14 protein-coding genes and 1 riboswitch are annotated in these 17,633 nt (G+C 34.8%); of the genes, 13 read left to right on the top strand and 1 reads right to left on the bottom strand.

The features are described 5' to 3' along the window. Positions 1-152: 152 nt before the first annotated feature. The 6 genes from DWV06_RS14975 (at position 153) to DWV06_RS14950 (ending at position 6,951) form a co-directional block, all read left to right on the top strand. Positions 153-1,337, top strand: a complete 1,185-nt coding sequence (locus tag DWV06_RS14975) for an acetyl-CoA C-acetyltransferase (protein WP_115482989.1) — start codon at positions 153-155, stop codon at positions 1,335-1,337. Positions 1,338-1,371: 34 nt separating this feature from the next. After that, positions 1,372-2,211 carry a 3-hydroxyacyl-CoA dehydrogenase family protein gene (locus tag DWV06_RS14970; protein WP_115482988.1) on the top strand — a complete coding sequence of 280 codons (840 nt, stop codon included), beginning with the start codon at positions 1,372-1,374 and terminating at the stop codon, positions 2,209-2,211. A gap of 36 nt (positions 2,212-2,247) precedes the next feature. Continuing rightward, complete coding sequence (locus DWV06_RS14965; RefSeq protein ID WP_115482987.1) at positions 2,248-3,384, top strand: acyl-CoA dehydrogenase; 1,137 nt, start codon at positions 2,248-2,250, stop codon at positions 3,382-3,384. 60 nt (positions 3,385-3,444) lie between these two features. Continuing rightward, the gene (locus DWV06_RS14960; protein ID WP_115482986.1) at positions 3,445-4,227 is read left to right on the top strand and encodes an electron transfer flavoprotein subunit beta/FixA family protein; all 783 of its coding nucleotides are present in this window, start codon (positions 3,445-3,447) and stop codon (positions 4,225-4,227) included. An 18-nt stretch (positions 4,228-4,245) separates the two neighbouring features. Then, complete coding sequence (locus tag DWV06_RS14955; RefSeq protein ID WP_115482985.1) at positions 4,246-5,256, top strand: electron transfer flavoprotein subunit alpha/FixB family protein; 1,011 nt, start codon at positions 4,246-4,248, stop codon at positions 5,254-5,256. Positions 5,257-5,628: 372 nt separating this feature from the next. Beyond that, complete coding sequence (locus tag DWV06_RS14950; RefSeq protein ID WP_331463336.1) at positions 5,629-6,951, top strand: hemolysin family protein; 1,323 nt, start codon at positions 5,629-5,631, stop codon at positions 6,949-6,951. Positions 6,952-7,030: 79 nt separating this feature from the next. Here DWV06_RS14950 and DWV06_RS14945 read toward each other — a convergent pair whose 3' ends face one another. After that, the gene (locus DWV06_RS14945) at positions 7,031-8,371 is read right to left on the bottom strand and encodes a butyryl-CoA:acetate CoA-transferase (RefSeq protein ID WP_115482983.1); all 1,341 of its coding nucleotides are present in this window, start codon (positions 8,369-8,371) and stop codon (positions 7,031-7,033) included. A gap of 426 nt (positions 8,372-8,797) precedes the next feature. On the opposite strand from DWV06_RS14945, the gene DWV06_RS14940 reads away from it, so the two are divergent. From DWV06_RS14940 to DWV06_RS14910, 7 genes are all read left to right on the top strand, one after another. Then, positions 8,798-10,153: an MATE family efflux transporter gene (locus tag DWV06_RS14940; RefSeq protein ID WP_115482982.1), complete on the top strand. Its 1,356-nt coding sequence runs from the start codon at positions 8,798-8,800 to the stop codon at positions 10,151-10,153. Between the two features lie 25 nt (positions 10,154-10,178). Further along, positions 10,179-11,450 (top strand): uracil-xanthine permease family protein, encoded by a 1,272-nt coding sequence (locus DWV06_RS14935; RefSeq protein ID WP_115482981.1) that lies wholly within the window; start codon positions 10,179-10,181, stop codon positions 11,448-11,450. A 92-nt stretch (positions 11,451-11,542) separates the two neighbouring features. Further along, a riboswitch (ZMP/ZTP riboswitch) is annotated at positions 11,543-11,624 on the top strand. Between the two features lie 80 nt (positions 11,625-11,704). Next, positions 11,705-13,258: a bifunctional phosphoribosylaminoimidazolecarboxamide formyltransferase/IMP cyclohydrolase gene (gene purH, locus DWV06_RS14930; protein WP_115482980.1), complete on the top strand. Its 1,554-nt coding sequence runs from the start codon at positions 11,705-11,707 to the stop codon at positions 13,256-13,258. A 177-nt stretch (positions 13,259-13,435) separates the two neighbouring features. Further along, complete coding sequence (locus DWV06_RS14925; protein WP_115482979.1) at positions 13,436-14,713, top strand: response regulator; 1,278 nt, start codon at positions 13,436-13,438, stop codon at positions 14,711-14,713. Positions 14,714-14,725: 12 nt separating this feature from the next. After that, positions 14,726-15,769, top strand: a complete 1,044-nt coding sequence (locus DWV06_RS14920; protein WP_115482978.1) for a response regulator — start codon at positions 14,726-14,728, stop codon at positions 15,767-15,769. A gap of 119 nt (positions 15,770-15,888) precedes the next feature. Then, positions 15,889-16,689: an HAD family hydrolase gene (locus tag DWV06_RS14915; protein WP_115482977.1), complete on the top strand. Its 801-nt coding sequence runs from the start codon at positions 15,889-15,891 to the stop codon at positions 16,687-16,689. Positions 16,690-16,718: 29 nt separating this feature from the next. Beyond that, positions 16,719-17,507 carry a Cof-type HAD-IIB family hydrolase gene (locus tag DWV06_RS14910; RefSeq protein ID WP_115482976.1) on the top strand — a complete coding sequence of 263 codons (789 nt, stop codon included), beginning with the start codon at positions 16,719-16,721 and terminating at the stop codon, positions 17,505-17,507. The last annotated feature ends 126 nt before the right edge of the window (positions 17,508-17,633 follow it).

Raw genomic sequence — 17,633 nt, 5'->3', positions numbered from 1 at the left:
ATAGAAATTTCACAAAAAATTCAGGAATTTTATGGAAAAACGAAGTGTACAATATTGCATACCCATATAGGTTGTGATAAAATTAACATGCTGAGGTTAAGGTTCAGGAAATACTTAATGCTCAAATAAAATAAAAAAATGGAGGTTTATCTATGGACAAGAAAATTGTATTAGCAGGCGCTTGCCGTACTGCAATTGGTAAAATGGGTGGCTCACTTAGTAATATTTCAGCGGCTGATTTAGGTACTATAGTTATCAAAGAAGCACTAAATAGAGCTGGTGTAAAACCTGAACAAGTAGATGAAGTGTTTATGGGATGTGTTCTTCAAGCGGCACAAGGACAAAATATAGCGCGTCAAGCTTCTTTGAATGCTGGTTTACCAAAAGAGGTACCGGCTACCACAATCAACGTTGTTTGTGGTTCGGGATTGAAGGCAGTTAATATGGCGGCGAATATGATCACTGCCGGAGAAGCTGATATCGTAGTAGCCGGTGGTACAGAAAATATGTCCATGGCACCATATGCATTAACAAAAGCTCGTTTTGGCTATCGTATGAATAATGCGGCTATGATCGATACGATGGTAAATGATTCTTTGACAGATGCGTTTCATAAATATCATATGGGTATTACAGCAGAAAATGTAGCAGAACAGTGGAAAATTTCTCGAGAAGATTTAGATGCCTTTGCAGCAGATAGTCAAAATAAAGCAGTGGCTGCAATTGAGTCAGGAAGATTTAAAGATGAAATAGTACCGGTAACGATAAAGACGAAGAAAGAAACGATTATTTTTGATACAGATGAAGGACCGCGTAAAGGAACAACAGAAGAAGGATTGTCAAAATTGAGAGCAGCATTCAAAGAAGATGGAGTTGTTACAGCAGGAAATGCTTCTTCCATTAATGATGGAGCAGCAGCAGTCGTTGTTATGAGTGAGGAAAAGGCAAAAGAACTGGGTGTAAGACCTATGGCTGTTTGGATTTCAGGCGCATTAGGCGGAGTTGATCCTTCTATTATGGGGGTAGGACCTATTGTTTCTACGAAAAAAGCGTTGAAAAGGGCAGGAATGACAATAGATGACATTGATTTGATCGAAGCAAATGAAGCTTTTTCAGCTCAAAGTCTGGCAGTAGGCAGAGAACTTGGATTTAAGCCTGAAATTTTAAATGTAAATGGAGGAGCCATTGCATTAGGTCACCCGGTAGGCTGTTCCGGATGCCGTATTCTTGTAACATTACTTTATGAAATGCAAAAGAGAGAAAATGTGAAGAAAGGTCTCGCTACCTTATGTATAGGTGGAGGAATGGGCTGCTCAACGATTGTTGAAAAATATTAATTTTAAGATTTGAAATAGAAGGAGGATAATTTTAATGGTAGTAGGAATTATTGGTGCAGGAACTATGGGAGCAGGAATTGCTCAGGCATTTGCGCAGTCAGATGGGTATGAAGTCTGCTTATGTGATATCAACGAAGAATTGGCAGCGAAAGGCAAGAATAAAATTGCAAAAGGGTTTGAAAAGCGTATTGCCAAAGGAAAAATGGAGCAGAAAGACGCAGATACTATTTTATCTAAAATAAAAACAGGAACAAAAGAAATCTGCAGAGACTGTGATTTGATTGTTGAAGCAGCTTTAGAAAATATGCAGGTTAAGCAGGACACATTCAAAGAACTGCAAAAAATCTGTAAAGCCGATACTATGTTTGCTACTAATACATCCTCTCTTTCTATTACAGAGATTGGTTCTCAATTAGATAGACCAGTTATCGGAATGCATTTCTTTAATCCTGCACCAGTGATGAAGCTGGTAGAAGTAATTGCCGGTTTGAATACACCGGAAGATATGGTCAGGGAAATCAAGAAAATTGCTGAAAGTATAGGGAAAACTCCTGTACAGGTGAATGAGGCAGGTGGATTTGTAGTAAATAGAATTCTAATACCTATGATTAATGAAGCAGTTGGAATAGTTGCAGACGGCGTTGCTTCTGTAGAAGATATTGATACTGCAATGAAGCTTGGAGCTAATCATCCAATGGGTCCTTTAGCATTAGGAGATTTAATTGGTCTTGATATTGTACTTGCAATCATGGATGTTCTTGTGGCTGAAACTGGTGATTCGAAATATCGTCCACATCCATTATTGAAAAAGATGGTTCGAGGAAATCAGTTAGGTATGAAAACCGGGAAAGGATTTTATGATTATAGTAAATAATTGAGAGTCGAGTAGAGTTAAAATGGAGGTATCAAGATGGATTTCGCATTAAGCAAAGAACAGATGATGGCTAGAACGTTATTTCGGGACTTCGCTATCAATGAAGTTGAACCATTAGCCCAAGAGGTAGATGAGACGGAAGTATTTCCAAGAAAGACTGTTGAGAAAATGCAGAAACTTGGATTTATGGGAATTCCGATCCCCAAGAAATATGGTGGACAGGGATGCGATACATTGACTTATGTATTGGCAGTCGAAGAATTATCTAAAGTTTGTGGTACAACAGGTGTTATAGTATCAGCACATACTTCATTGGGAGCAGATCCGATAAGAAAATTTGGAACAGAAGAACAAAAAGATAAATATTTAAAGCCATTAGCAAGAGGAGAGAAATTAGGGGCGTTTGCTTTGACTGAACCTGGAGCAGGAACAGATGCATCCGGTCAGCAGACTAAGGCAGTTCTTGATGGAGAAGAATATATACTGAATGGCAGTAAAATATTTATAACAAATGGAAAAGAAGCAGATACCTATATTGTTTTTGCGATGACCGACAAATCAAAAGGAACCAAAGGGATTTCTGCATTTATTGTAGAAAAAGGGACAGAAGGTTTTAGCTTTGGTACCAAAGAGAAGAAAATGGGTATTCGCGGCTCCGCTACATATGAATTGATTTTCACAGATTGCAGAATTCCGAAAGAAAATTTATTAGGAACAGAAGGCAGAGGTTTTGGAATAGCAATGCAGACACTTGATGGTGGAAGAATTGGTATTGCAGCGCAAGCTCTTGGCCTTGCTTCAGGGGCATTAGAATCAACAATTGAGTATGTGAAAGAAAGAAAACAATTTGGAAGATCACTATCAAAATTTCAATATACTCAATTCCAGATCGCAGATATGGCCGTCAAAGTGGAAGCGGCCAGAAACCTTGTATATAAAGCAGCTATTGCAAAAGATAAGCAGAAAGTATTTTCTGTAGAAGCGGCAATGGCTAAATTATATGCAGCAGAGGTCGCTATGGAAGTGACAACAAAAGCCGTACAGCTCCATGGAGGATATGGATATACCAGGGAATATGATGTTGAACGAATGATGCGTGATGCAAAGATTACTGAAATTTACGAAGGAACATCAGAAGTGCAGCGTATGGTAATCGCAGGAAAATATTTATAACGAAAACATCATTATTTTCAAAGTGTGAAAAGTGAAATAAAAATAAGGAGTGACAATACAGTGAAAATCGTAGTATGTATTAAACAAGTTCCGGATACAAATGAAGTAAAATTAGATCCTGTAACAGGAACTCTTATCAGAGATGGGGTACCAAGTATTATAAATCCGGATGATAAAGCCGGATTAGAAGCTGCACTGGCTATAAAAGATTCTATAGGAGCTGAAGTGACCGTGATTTCTATGGGACCTTTACAGGCGGATGCAGTACTTAGAGAAGGGTTGGCAATGGGAGCTGACAATGCATATTTGGTATCAGACAGAGCATTCGGTGGAGCGGATACATTAGCAACGTCCACAACACTTGCAGCAGCAATTAAGAAATTAGAATATGATTTAATCATTACAGGACGTCAGGCAATTGATGGAGATACCGCTCAGGTAGGTCCACAAATTTCAGAACATTTAGGAATTCCAAATGTTTCTTATGCAGAAGATATCAGAGTTGAAGGTGAGTTTGTAATAGTTAAACGACAATACGAAGACAGATATCATACGATTAAAGTTCAGATGCCATGTTTAATTACCGCGCTTGGTGAAATGAATCAACCACGTTATATGACTCCGGGTGGAATTTTTGACGCTTACAGGGAAAAGGAAGTAGTTGTTTGGACGCGTCAGGATTTAGAAGTCGATGATGATTCAATAGGCTTGAAAGGTTCGCCGACCAAAGTTGCACAGTCTTTTCCAAAAAGTGTTAAACCGGCAGGAACTAAAGTTTCACTTGATGCTGAAGAGTCAGCAGATTACATAATTGAAAAGTTAAAAGAAAAATTTGTTATCTAAAAGAAAGTGGTGAAATAAATGAATTTACAGGATTACAAAGGAATCTTCGTCTTTACGCAACAAGTGGATTGTAAAATTACCGGCGTTTCTTTTGAATTAATTGGTAAGGCAAAGGAATTGGCATCAGAGTTAGAAACGGATGTTACCGCAGTTGTTCTAGGTGCTGGAATCAATACATTAGCAGAGGAACTGGCTGCTTTTGGAGCAGATAAAGTAATAATTGTAGATAATCCAGAATTAAAGGATTATACAACGGAGCCTTATACTCAGGTAATGTATGAAATAATTGAGCATTATAAACCTGAAATCGTTCTATATGGAGCGACCGCAATAGGACGTGATCTTGCTCCACGTGTATCCGCGAGAGTGCATACAGGTCTGACAGCAGATTGTACCAAGCTTGAAATCGATACGGAGACAAAAGATTTAAGGATGACGCGTCCGGCATTTGGTGGTAATATTATGGCTACTATTGTTAGTCCCAGACATCGTCCACAAATGGCAACGGTCCGCCCGGGTGTTATGCAGAAAAGAAAAAAAGATCCAGATGCAAAAGCCTTGGTAGAAGAGTTTAAAATTGATTTGAAACCGAATCAAAACTATGTAGAGGTTGTTGAAATAGTGAAAAAGGTTTCTGACAAAATAGATATCATGGATGCAAAAATATTAGTTTCCGGAGGACGTGGAGTCGGTTGCAAAGAGAATTTTAAATTATTGCAAGAATTTGCTGAAGTGCTAAATGCTTCTTTAAGCAGTTCCCGTGCATGTGTTGATGCTGGTTGGACTGAAAAAGAACAACAGGTAGGGCAGACAGGGAAAACCGTTCGACCAAATGTATATTTTGCGATTGGAATTTCAGGTGCAATACAGCATCTGGCCGGAATGGAAGAATCAGATATAATAATTGCAATCAATAAAGATGAATCAGCCCCGATATTTGATGTAGCAGATTACGGAATCGTAGGAGATTACCAAAAAATACTTCCAATTTTAACAGAAAAAATGAAAATAGAGTTAGCTGTAAAATAAAGTGTTTATATTTAGGAGAGGATGTCCTTAAGATACAAATCGTATTTGGGACCTCCTTTTCTATAATCAGAATATAAAATAATTTCAAAAAATCCATAAATAATTATAAATATTATTGACTGTTTTTAAGTTTTATAGTAGCATAGTAGATATTTTAGATATGAAAGGAAGAAGTTCTAATAGTATGGACGATGGAGAAAGTTGCGTCGATAATAGTCGATTTAAGATAGTTATAAATATTATAAATAATTTATTGAAAGCATACTCACATTTTGGCTGCTTAGAATGTGAGCGTGCTTTTTGTGTTCAAAAAGTGCTTGAATAATGTTCAACTATTTTACTTTTTGATATTAAATTTTAGGAGGATTTATTTTGAAAGACCCAATTATATGGAATATTATTGTACAGTTGATTCTAATCGCATTGAATGCAATATTTGCATGTGCAGAAATAGCAGTTATATCTATGAATGATAATAAGCTTGCAAAATTAGCAGCCAAGGGAGATAAAAGAGCAATAAGACTTGAAGTGCTTACTAGTCAGCCGGCCCGTTTTTTGGCAACAATCCAAGTGGCAATTACAATTTCAGGATTTTTAGGCAGTGCTTTTGCAGCGGATAACTTTTCGGACAAGTTGGTGAATTTATTATTAAACCTTGGGGTGACGATGTCTGAAAAAACACTTAATACAATATCAGTTATATTTATCACACTGATTTTATCCTATTTTACGTTAGTTTTTGGAGAGCTTGTACCAAAGCGTGTTGCCATGAAAAAGGCAGAACCACTTGCACTCGGTATGTCAGCATTAATTTCCTTTATCTCGAAGGTTTTTGCGCCGATTGTATGGGTGCTGACAAATTCTACAAATCTTATTCTGCGATTATGTGGGATAGATCCAAATGGAGAAGATGAAGAAGTAAGTGAAGAAGAAATAAGAATGTTAGTTGATGTTGGATCACAAAAGGGAGTTATTGACCTTACGGAAAAAGAAATGATCCAGAATGTTTTTGAATTTGATGATTTAACAGTGGGAGAATTCACTACTCACCGTACAGAAATTTCTTTATTGTGGATGGATGAAGATATTGATCAATGGGAACAGACAATACATGAAAGTCGTCATTCTTTATATCCGGTGTGCGATGAATCAGTGGATAATGTTGTTGGTATTCTTAATGCGAAAGATTATTTCAGGATAAAAAATAAAACAAAAGAAAGTATAATGCAAGAAGCAATCAAACCGGCATATTTTATTCCGGAAAGTGTCAGAGCGGATGTTTTGTTCCGTAAGATGAAACAGACCCGTAATCATTTCGCGGTAGTACTTGATGAATATGGCGGTATGTTGGGTATTGTAACAATGAATGATTTATTAGAACAACTTGTAGGCGATTTAGAAAATGAAATATCCCACGAAGAAGAAACACAAATAATTGAACGGATAGATTCAGAAACATGGAAGATACATGGAAGTGCACCAATTGACGTAGTTGAAAAAATTTTAGAAATCAAACTACCGGACGATGAATATGATACGTTTGGAGGTATGGTCTTTGGGTTCTATGGTTCCATACCGGATGATGGAAGCCAGTTTGAAATTGATTTAGAAGGAATGCATGTTAAAGTTGTTGATATAAAAGAACATAGAATAGAAAAAGCTATTGTTTGTTTAGAGAAAGAGATTCCGCAATAATAAGTTGCTGCGCCAGATGCATTCAATTGTTATAAATTCAATGCATCTATGCGCTTTATGCAATGAGCAATTGAAAAATTTACTTATTGCTCTTTCTCCAAATTTTTAGTTTTTCAGCTTCTTGAATTAATTCATCTCTAAATTTTGGATGAGCAAGAGAAATAATAGCCTCACATTTCTGCCAAGTAGATAGGCCTTTTAAATTTGCTTTTCCATATTCTGTTACTAAGTAATGTACATTTGCACGAGTATCTGTTACAATAGAACCCATTTCTAAAGTTGGAAGGATTCTGGATTTTAGAACTCCGTTTTTATTTTCATATGTGGAAGAACAGCAGATAAAACTTTTACCGCCTTTCGCTAAGTATGCTCCTAAAACAAAATCCAATTGCCCACCGGCACCACTTATATGCCTGATTCCGGCTGTTTCGGAATTAATTTGTCCAAATAAATCTACTTCAACAGCATTATTGATAGACATAAAATTTTCTAAAGATGAAATGGTTTTAATATCATTGGTATAATTAATGGGAGCGGCCATACATTCCGGGTTATTGTCAATAAAATTGTACAATTTTGATGTGCCGGCCGCAAATGCATAAGTTTGCCGGAAACGGTCAATGTTTTTTCTGGAACCATTGATTTTTCCGGATACTGATAGGTCTACAAATGCATCTACATACATTTCAGAATGAACCCCTAAATCCATTAAATCAGATTTTGCAATCAAAGAACCAACAGCATTTGGCATTCCGCCAATTCCTAATTGCAGACAAGCACCATTCGGAATTTCATCAACAATAAGCTGGGCTACCTTTTGATCAATTTCTGAATCAGCTTTGCTGCTTCCTAATTGAGCAATATTTGGATGTTCTCCTTCTACTATCATATCTACTTTCGAAATATGTATGCCAGCTTCAAAGCCACCAAGACAGCGAGGTAGATTTTCATTTACTTCTACGATAATAGTTTTCGCTGTTTCACAAACGGCCATCATATGTGAAACACTTGGTCCGAAATTGAAATATCCATGTTTATCCATAGGAGTTACTTGAAACATTGCAACATCAGGGGGACATTTAGATTCCCGATAATAACGTGGTAGTTCAGAATAACGTATAGGTGCATAAAAGGCAAAACCATCCTCAATTGCTTTACGTTCTATGCCACTCATATGCCAAGAATTCCAAGAAAAGTGTTCCTTCACATTATCTACTTTGAAAATTTCCGGAGTCCACATTAAAATACCTCCCCGGAATTTTACATCAGTTAATTCATTTGCTCTCGCAGCTAATGCTTTATCAAGAACTATGGGTGTTGTAGCTGTCCAGCCGTAATCAACCCAATGACCTGATTGAACTGATTTGACGGCATTTTCTGGAGATGTTAGCTTTTGAGTGTATAATTGATTTAAATCCATTTTTACTCCTCCCATTCTTCAGCTTATTACCAGATAGTTAAAAAATTAACTTGGTCTAATAGTATCATTTTATTCAATAAGAGTCAAAAATTTTACATATAAAATTCTTAAAATGGAAAACGAATGTCTGAAAATTACAATTATTAAAATGAAAAGTCGTAAAATAGAATAATAAAGAAAAAAAATTATTAAAACATATTGTTTTTTTAAAAAAACATATTGATGTATACTATATAAATAAAGTAGAATAAAAATTAAAGCGATTTTATTGAATGACTTACAAAAGGTAATCCATAGAGAGGATTACCTTTTGCATATTAATAGAATATAATTAGTTGATATGCAGAAGTTTAAAATGTTGAATTTTGTATAAAAATGAGGATAAAATGTGATAGAATAGAAAAGGGCTGAAGAGAGGAGGTTTTGATGTTGACTATGGGAGAAGAGAGAAAAAGTTTTTATACTAAGATAATAGCATTAGTAGTTCCTATGGCAATACAGAATTTAATTCATGTTGGAATTGCAACAACGGACGTTATAATGCTTGGAAAAGTAGGGGAGAATGTATTGGCAGGTTCTTCTTTGGCAGGTCAAATTGAATTCATTATGATATTAATTATTTTTGGTCTTACATCAGGAGCCTCTGTTTTGACTTCTCAATATTGGGGTAAAAGAGATATTGAGACAATAGAAAAAGTTTTGGGCGTTTGTCTTTGTACAGCGGGGATTGTATCTGTTATTTTTAGTGTAGCAGCAATTCTATTACCAGAAAAATTACTAAGTATTTATACATCGGAACCTGCAATAATAACAGAAGGTGTGAAATATCTTAAAATTGTAGGTTTTTCTTATTTATTAACTACGGTTTCTATGGTTTATTTAAATATTATGCGTAGTGTGGAGCGTGTTTTTGCAGCTACATTTATCGTTTTAACGTCATTTTTTATTAATTTAATTCTGAACAGCTTATTGATTTATGGTATGTTTGGATTTCCTGAACTCGGAATACAGGGTTCTGCGATAGCTACGTTATGTGCACATATAGCAGAGATACTCATGGTAATAATCTATGCGGTTAAAATAAATAAGGATATAAAAATTCGATGGCAGTATTTTTTTAGCTGCGAGAAATGGGTCATTAAAGATTTTGCCAGATATTCTATTCCGGTCGTTCTAAATGAGTTGATGTGGGGAGGCGGAACTTCTACCATTACTGCAATAATAGGTCATTTGGGAAGTAGTGTTGTTGCGGCAAATTCGGTTGCCCAAGTAGTCAGACAGTTAGCAACTGTTATTTCTTTTGGAATTGCAGGTGCGGCTTCTATTATGATAGGAAAAGTGATTGGTGAAAATAAATATGATTTAGCAAAAATATATGCTAAACGCTTTATGTTGCTTAGCTTTTTTACAGGAACCATAGGTGGTTCTTTGGTTTTTTTTGTTCGACCGCTTATTGTTGATTTTATGGGCTTAACTAAGGAAACCAGCAGCTATTTATTATTTATGCTGTTTGTTATGTCATACTTTATTATTGGACAGGCATTAAATGCTACTGCAGTTGTAGGAATATTTCGTGCTGGAGGTGATACGAAATTCGGTCTGATTTTAGACACAGTGGGAATGTGGGGATGTTCTATATTATTAGGAGCGATTGCAGCATTTGTATTTAAGTTCAGTATACCTGTAGTTTACATTATTTTAATGAGTGATGAAATTGTAAAGCTTCCTTTTACAATTTTGCATTACAAACGAGAAACTTGGGTTAAAAATGTGACAAGATAAAAAAATAAAATATCCGGAGGAAAAAATGAAAAAGAAAACATCAGGACAAAAGATTGTGTTAGGAATTCAACATGTTTTAGCTATGTTCGGGGCTACTGTTTTGGTGCCTGCTTTGACTGGGTTAAACACGTCAATTACTTTGTTATGTGCTGGATTGGGGACATTACTCTTTCATATGATAACGAAAAGGAAGGTCCCGGTATTTTTGGGGTCAAGCTTTGCATTTATGGGAGGGATTCAAGCAATTATTGGTAATTCCAGAATGGGAGATTCCGATTTTTTAGAAAAACTGGCAGCTGTAAAAGGAGCGTTGATTGTTGCGGGTGTGGTTTATGCAATTTTTGCAATCTTAATTAAGTTGGTTGGATATGAAAAGATCAATAAGATATTACCGCCGATTGTAACAGGTCCTATCATTATAGTAATTGGTTTAAGATTAAGCAGTACAGCAATTAATGATGCTTTTTATTGGAACAAAGAATTTAGTGTCAAAGCGGTGATTTTAACAATTATAGTTTTAACAACGATTATTTGCATTTCAGTTTTCGCTAAGGGAATCTTTAATCTGATGCCAATACTTTTTGCTATAATTATTGGATTTTTAATTAGCTACCCATTGGGATTTTGTAAATTTGAAGGAATAAGTAATGCTCATTTCATTTCTCTTACTGATCCCGAAATATTGAAACAGTTATTATGTTTCCCTGTATTTAAACTAGATGCGATACTTGCAATTGCGCCTATTGCAATTGTTACCTTGATAGAACATGTTGGTGATATCACGACGAATAGTGCTGTTGTTGGAAAAAATTTCATGATAGATCCGGGAGTTCATAGAACCATTTTGGGTGATGGTATTGCAACTGCAGTTGCTGGTTTATTAGGAGGACCTGCTAACACTACTTATGGAGAAAATACCGGAGTACTTGCGGTAACAAAAAATTATGATCCGAGCATCATTCGAATAGCGGCTGTTTTTGCGATTGTTCTTGGTATATTTGGGAAAGTTGGTGGAGTGATTTCAAGTATTCCAACTCCCGTTACAGGTGCGATTGGAATCGTATTATATGGAATGATTTCAGCAGTAGGCGTACGTATTTTGATAAATTCCAGATTGAATTTTGGAAACAGCCGGAATCTAATGATAGCAGCCTTGATATTTGTATTAGGAATAGGATGTTCCAGCATTCCAATTACAAAAACAGTAGAAATTTCAGGTTTGGCACTAGCTGCTATAGTAGGAATGTTGTTAGCGGCTATTTTACCTGAGGGTGAAGATTCCGTGCTTCAAGAATAAGACAGGATATTTTGGAAAAACTATTAGAAATTTACTGTTTAATGAGATAAAATGACTTGAAATTAATATTCATATAGTGTAATATAATTTCAGATAATCTATACGACTGGCGGATAAGTAGGTTTACCTACAGGAAGTATAGATAGTTTAATGTCGACCGCCTGGGCAGCCATATGGTGCTCAGGTGGTTTTTATTTAGGAATTTGAGTAACATGTTTTTGCCAGTAAAATTAGCAGAATATAGGAGGAAAAAAATGAGAGCATTAATTAGTGTCTCGGATAAGACAGGAATTGTAGAATTAGCAAAAGAACTTGTAGAATTAGGAGTAGAGATTATTTCTACAGGCGGAACGTACAATAAATTAAAGGAAGAGGGAGTTGCGGCGATTGAAATATCAGAGTTGACAGGATTTCCAGAATGTTTAGATGGCCGTGTGAAGACGCTCCATCCAGTTGTACATGCAGGATTATTGGCAATGCGTTCTAATCCGGATCATATGAAACAAATCAATGATTTAGAAATTGACACGATTGATATGGTGATAGTTAATTTATACCCGTTCAAATCTACTATTATGAAAGAAGGGGTGACAAGGGCAGAAGCAGTTGAAAATATTGATATTGGTGGTCCGACAATGCTTCGTTCAGCAGCCAAGAATTATCAGGATGTTGCAGTTGTAGTTGATCCTAGAGATTATGATAAAGTATTATCAGAATTGAAGACTAAAAAAGAAGTTACACTGGAGACCAAATTTTATTTAATGCAAAAAGTATTTATGCATACATCGAATTATGATACGATGATTGCTGATTATTTAAAGAAAGAAAGACAAGATTTTGAATTGCCGGAAACATTAACAATGACTTTTGAAAAAGTACAGGATATGAGATACGGAGAAAATCCACATCAAAAAGCCGCATTTTATCGCCAGGTCGGAAAACAGATCGGATCTTTGGTCGATGCAGTACAACATAATGGAAAAGAGTTATCCTTCAATAATATAAATGACACCAATGGAGCATTAGAATTATTAAAAGAATTTACAGAACCGACGGTTGTTGGATGTAAACATGGAAATCCCTGTGGTGTAGGAAGTGCAGATCATATTTACGATGCCTGGGTAAAAGCATTTAATGCAGATAAAATGTCTATTTTTGGTGGAATCGTTGTTTCAAATAGAGAAATTACAAAGAGAATGGCAGAAGAAATGAATGAGATATTCTTGGAAGTAATTGTAGCACCAAGTTATGAAGTAGAAGCACTTGAAATCTTGAAAATGAAGAAGAACATCCGTGTTCTAGAATTAAAAGATATTGAAGTACCTCAGAGTAGTGAAGCATTGGATATGAAGAAAGTAAATGGTGGACTAATTGTACAGTCAATAGACAGCCAGCTTTATCAGGAAGAGGATTTTAAGGTAGTAACGAAAACTCAGCCTACACAAGAGCAATTAGAAGACATGAAATTCGGCATGAGAGTTGTAAAATTTGTGAAGTCTAATGGAATTGCAGTGGTTAAAAATAAGCAAACGGTTGGAATAGGACCTGGACAGGTGAATAGAATCTGGGCAACAACGCAATGTTTTGAACATGCAGAAGAATTAATAGGAAAAGATGCGACCCGGAATGCCGTTTTGGCATCGGATGCCTTCTTCCCTTTTGACGATGTTGTAGAGGCAGCACACAAAGCAGGAATTACAGCCATTATACAGCCTGGCGGGGCAATGAGAGATCAGTTATCGATTGATAAATGTGATGAATATGGAATTGCAATGGTATTCACCGGTATGAGACATTTTAAACACTAAAATATAAGAAAGCAGATTTTCAAGTCAGCTCGTAAGTTTTTATGAGTTGATTGGAAATCTGCTTTTTATTTTACAAGAATTAAGTAGATTTTACTTGGATTACTCTCCCTATTTGTAAGAAAATGTGATAAAATAATAAAAAATATACAATAAATTATTTTTGGGAGGTGAAAAAGAATGAAAATACTTGTTGTAGATGACAGTAGATTTAATTTAAAGATAGCTGAAAGACTTTTGAAAGAAAATAAAAGGGTGTCAGATATTATATTATGTGAGAAACCAGAAAATGCAATGCGTATTATTAATGATAAAAACATTGATATTTTAATTTTAGATATTATTATGCCGGAGATATCTGGGTTTGAATTAATGCAAATGATAAGACAAGATAAAAAATACGATGATATGCCAATCATCATGTTCACTTCACTAAATGATGCTGAAAGTTTCAGCAGATGTTTTGATCTTGGAGCCTCTGATTATATTAGTAAGCCAATAAATGAGATAGAATTTAATGCACGTATTAAGGCTGCTATTGATACGAGAATGGCATCTAATCATATGAAAGACTTACTCAAAGTGACGAAGGAACAAAATAGAGAGTTAAAAGAAATGAATGTAAAGCTAAGCGAGACGAAATTTCATTTAGTCCAATCTGAAAAAATGGCTGCAATTGGTCAATTGGCAGCAGGAATTGCGCACGAAATAAATAACCCTATGGGATTTGTGAATAGTAATTTTGAAATATTAGAGAAGTATTTGCGAAGAATATCTGAGTATATAAATTTTGTAAATTCACAATTGGTCAAAAGTAATAAATTATATTTAGAGAAAGAAATTTTTGAAAAATATAAGGAATTAAAAATAGAAATTATAGTAAAAGAATTAGAGGGAATCATAACGGATTCTAAAAGTGGAATAATGAGAGTTACAGAAATCGTGCAATCATTAAGATCATTTGCCAGAACGGTGAAAGATGATGAAAAAGATGTATATAGTGTGTTAGATATCATAAATCAAGTATTGCTGATATGTAAAAATGAAATTAAATATGTAGCAGATATTGAAATTGATGTTCCTGATGAAGTGTCAGTTTATTGTAATAAATTACAGATTGGACAAGTTCTGATAAATATTTTAGTAAACGCAGCGCAAGCAATAAAGTCTCAAAATAAAGAACAGATGGGATTGGTAAGGATTAAAGCAGACAAATCAGATGGATATATCAATCTTTATGTTGAAGATGATGGGCCGGGAATATCAGAAGAACATAAACAAAAAATATTCGAACCATTTTTTACAACTAAGGAAATTGGGAGTGGGACTGGTCTAGGACTTAGTATATCTTATGATATCATTGTAAATAAGCATAGTGGTTTGATAGATGTAGTATCAGAACAAGGGAAAGGAACCAAATTTATTGTTAAATTACCTGAAAAATTGAATTTAAATTAGGAGGTCACTATTATGTACGAAAAATATTCAGTTTTATTTGTAGATGATGAAGTTTATATTTTAAACTCTCTCAGGAGGGGCTTCATGGATGAGGAATATCAATGTTACTTTGCAAATAGTGGAAAACAAGCAATCGATATTATGGAAGAAAACGAAATCCATTTGATTGTTACTGATATGAAAATGCCAATCATGACAGGGTTAGACTTGCTGAACATAGTTGAAAAAAAGTGGCCAAGAACAGTTAAAATCATTTTAACGGGTTATACACAGCTCCCACAAATTTTAGCGACCATAAATCAAGTAGATATATTTAAATTTGTAACAAAACCATGGTTGTTAGAAGAATTAAATAGATTTATAAGGAAGGGATTAGATTATTACATTCTAAAAGAACAGAATTTAGAATATCAGGAACTTTTGGAGAAGAAAAATGAGTCATATCAAAATATACTGAAAAGAATGGATTTTCTTATTGAAGATGCAAAAAAACGTTGTCAAATATTAGGGTCCTGTGGCAAAGCAATTTATGGATTTCAAAAAAGATATTCATTAAGAGACCGCATAACATTTCAGAATGTTTTTTCCGTAGAAGAAGAAATTTATGAGATGATATGTAATGCTGTAGTAATGGAAAAAAAGAAATGTAGTGCAAAAGAACTTAAAATATTATGTCAAGAAACGATTGAATCTATCTTTGAGGAAACCACTCTTGAATGCGCAGATGATTTAAATGGTAATTATGAAATCAATGTTGATATGTTTAAGACAGCAGTTTTAATTATTTTATTGATTTTTGAAGAAGAGTTCAGAATGAGTGGCATTTTTGGGAAAATAAAATGTGAAAATAAATTTAAATTATCGATCATATCACCAAAGATTCAGACTATCGAGGAGAAAAGTGCAGATGATATCACATCTTTAGATGTTAAAGTAGAGTTTGCTCAATGCATTATATCTGAAATATTAAGTCAGATACCTTTTAAATTTCAAATTATTATTGCAGAGGGGAGTTTGGTCATTGGATTTTCATTAGATAATGCAACTATCACATAAAAAGCGGAAAGCCAGCCTTTGATTTGTTCAAATCCCCAGTATTTTTCAGGATGGTTGATTTTCCGAGAATATTAAGCTATCATTATTAGTATAAATTGTTACTTTAAGAGGAGAATAGAATGATAAAATTAATTTGTACGGATATTGATGGGACTTTAGTGCCTCCAGGTACTGCAGAGATGAATCCTGAAATTTTTGACACTATTTTAAAGTTAAAAGAGAAAGGAATTATCTTTGCAGCAGCCAGTGGAAGACAATGTGAAAGTATTATAAATCTTTTTCAACCAATTAAGGATGATATGATATTTATAGGAAATAATGGAGCAGTGGTTATGTGCCGAGATCAAGTAATGTCTTCTCATCCATTAAAATATGATGATATAAAAGAACTAGTTAAAGATATCCGGGAATTGCAAGGATGTTCTGTACTTGCATCAGGAGCGGTATGTGGATATGTTGAGCCTCAAGATAAGAAGATGGCTGATTGGCTAATTAATGGTTATCAATGTAATATGAAGGTAGTTGATGATCTTCTGACTGATATAAAAGAAGATATATACAAGATAAGCCTTTTCCATCCTGATCATGCGGAAGAAATAGCGGCCCAAAGTTTTATCCCTAAGTGGGAAAACCATGAGAGAATACAGACAGTTTGTGCGGGAAAAGAATGGATAGACAGTATATCCGTTGAGGTGAATAAAGGAAACGCCATAAGTGCTATTCAGAAGACACTTAATATACTTCCTTCAGAAACCATGGCTTTTGGTGATGAATTAAATGATATTGAAATGCTGAAACAGGCGGAGTATAGTTTTGCAGTAGGGAATGCCAGAGATGAAGTGAAACAGGCAGCAAAGTTTTTAGCAGATACGAATATTAATGATGGTGTTTTAAAGGAGATGAAAAAATTAATATATTAAAAATGGATATTTAGGAAGAAGGGAATATAATGGGAAGTAAAGCAGTTTTTTTGGATATAGACGGTACTATTTATAGTCATGATATCGGAGTGCCTGATAGCACTAAGATCGCAATAGAGAAACTTTTGGAGAATGGACATATACCACTTATTTGTACAGGAAGAACGAGAATTTCTATCCCCCAACAAATTTTAGAGCTTGGTTTTGAAGGTCTGATTGCCGGATGTGGGACATATGTAGAATATAAAAATGAGGTACTAAAAAATAAAAAAGTAGAAGAACAGGAACTGGCAAATTTAAAATTATTATGTGGAAAACATAAAATTTTCGTTATTATAGAAGGGGAAGATTGTTTATATTATAACCCAAAAGTAACGAATAAACGATACATGAAAATGCTGGAAGATTGGAAAGTTGCTACTGGAGCACAAATCTGTGATTTGGAACATGGGATTCGTAATATAAATAAGATAACGGTCAGTGCGGAAATTATGGATGAGGCGTTTGCTTTTGTAAAAGAAGTAGATCATATTTTCTATCCAATTCATCAGAAAATATATAGTACGGTAGAATTAGTACCGATAGGCTGTAACAAAGCTACAGGAATTCAACAAATGATCAAACATCTTGGGATAAAAAGAGAAGACACATATGCTTTTGGCGACAGCAATAATGATATGGAAATGCTAGAGTATGTTAACTATGGTATAGCTATGGGAAACAGTTCAAAAGAAGTTTTGGAAAAGACGAAGTATAAGACAACATCGATACATGAAGATGGTATATATAGAGGGCTGAAAGAATTTGGATTAATATAAATTCAGAAGCAGGGACTCGAACAAACGTTCAAAAAGTCCTTGCTTTTTTTGTTAAATAATGTTAGAATCAGAACAAACAAATGTTCTGGTGGTGTAAGGATGAATCTGATAGAAACGAAATCTCAA

Origin of the sequence: Anaerosacchariphilus polymeriproducens (genome assembly GCF_003363435.1) — a bacterium.
Lineage (GTDB): Bacteria > Bacillota > Clostridia > Lachnospirales > Lachnospiraceae > Anaerosacchariphilus > Anaerosacchariphilus polymeriproducens.
This window is presented reverse-complemented; position numbering and strand designations above follow the sequence as displayed.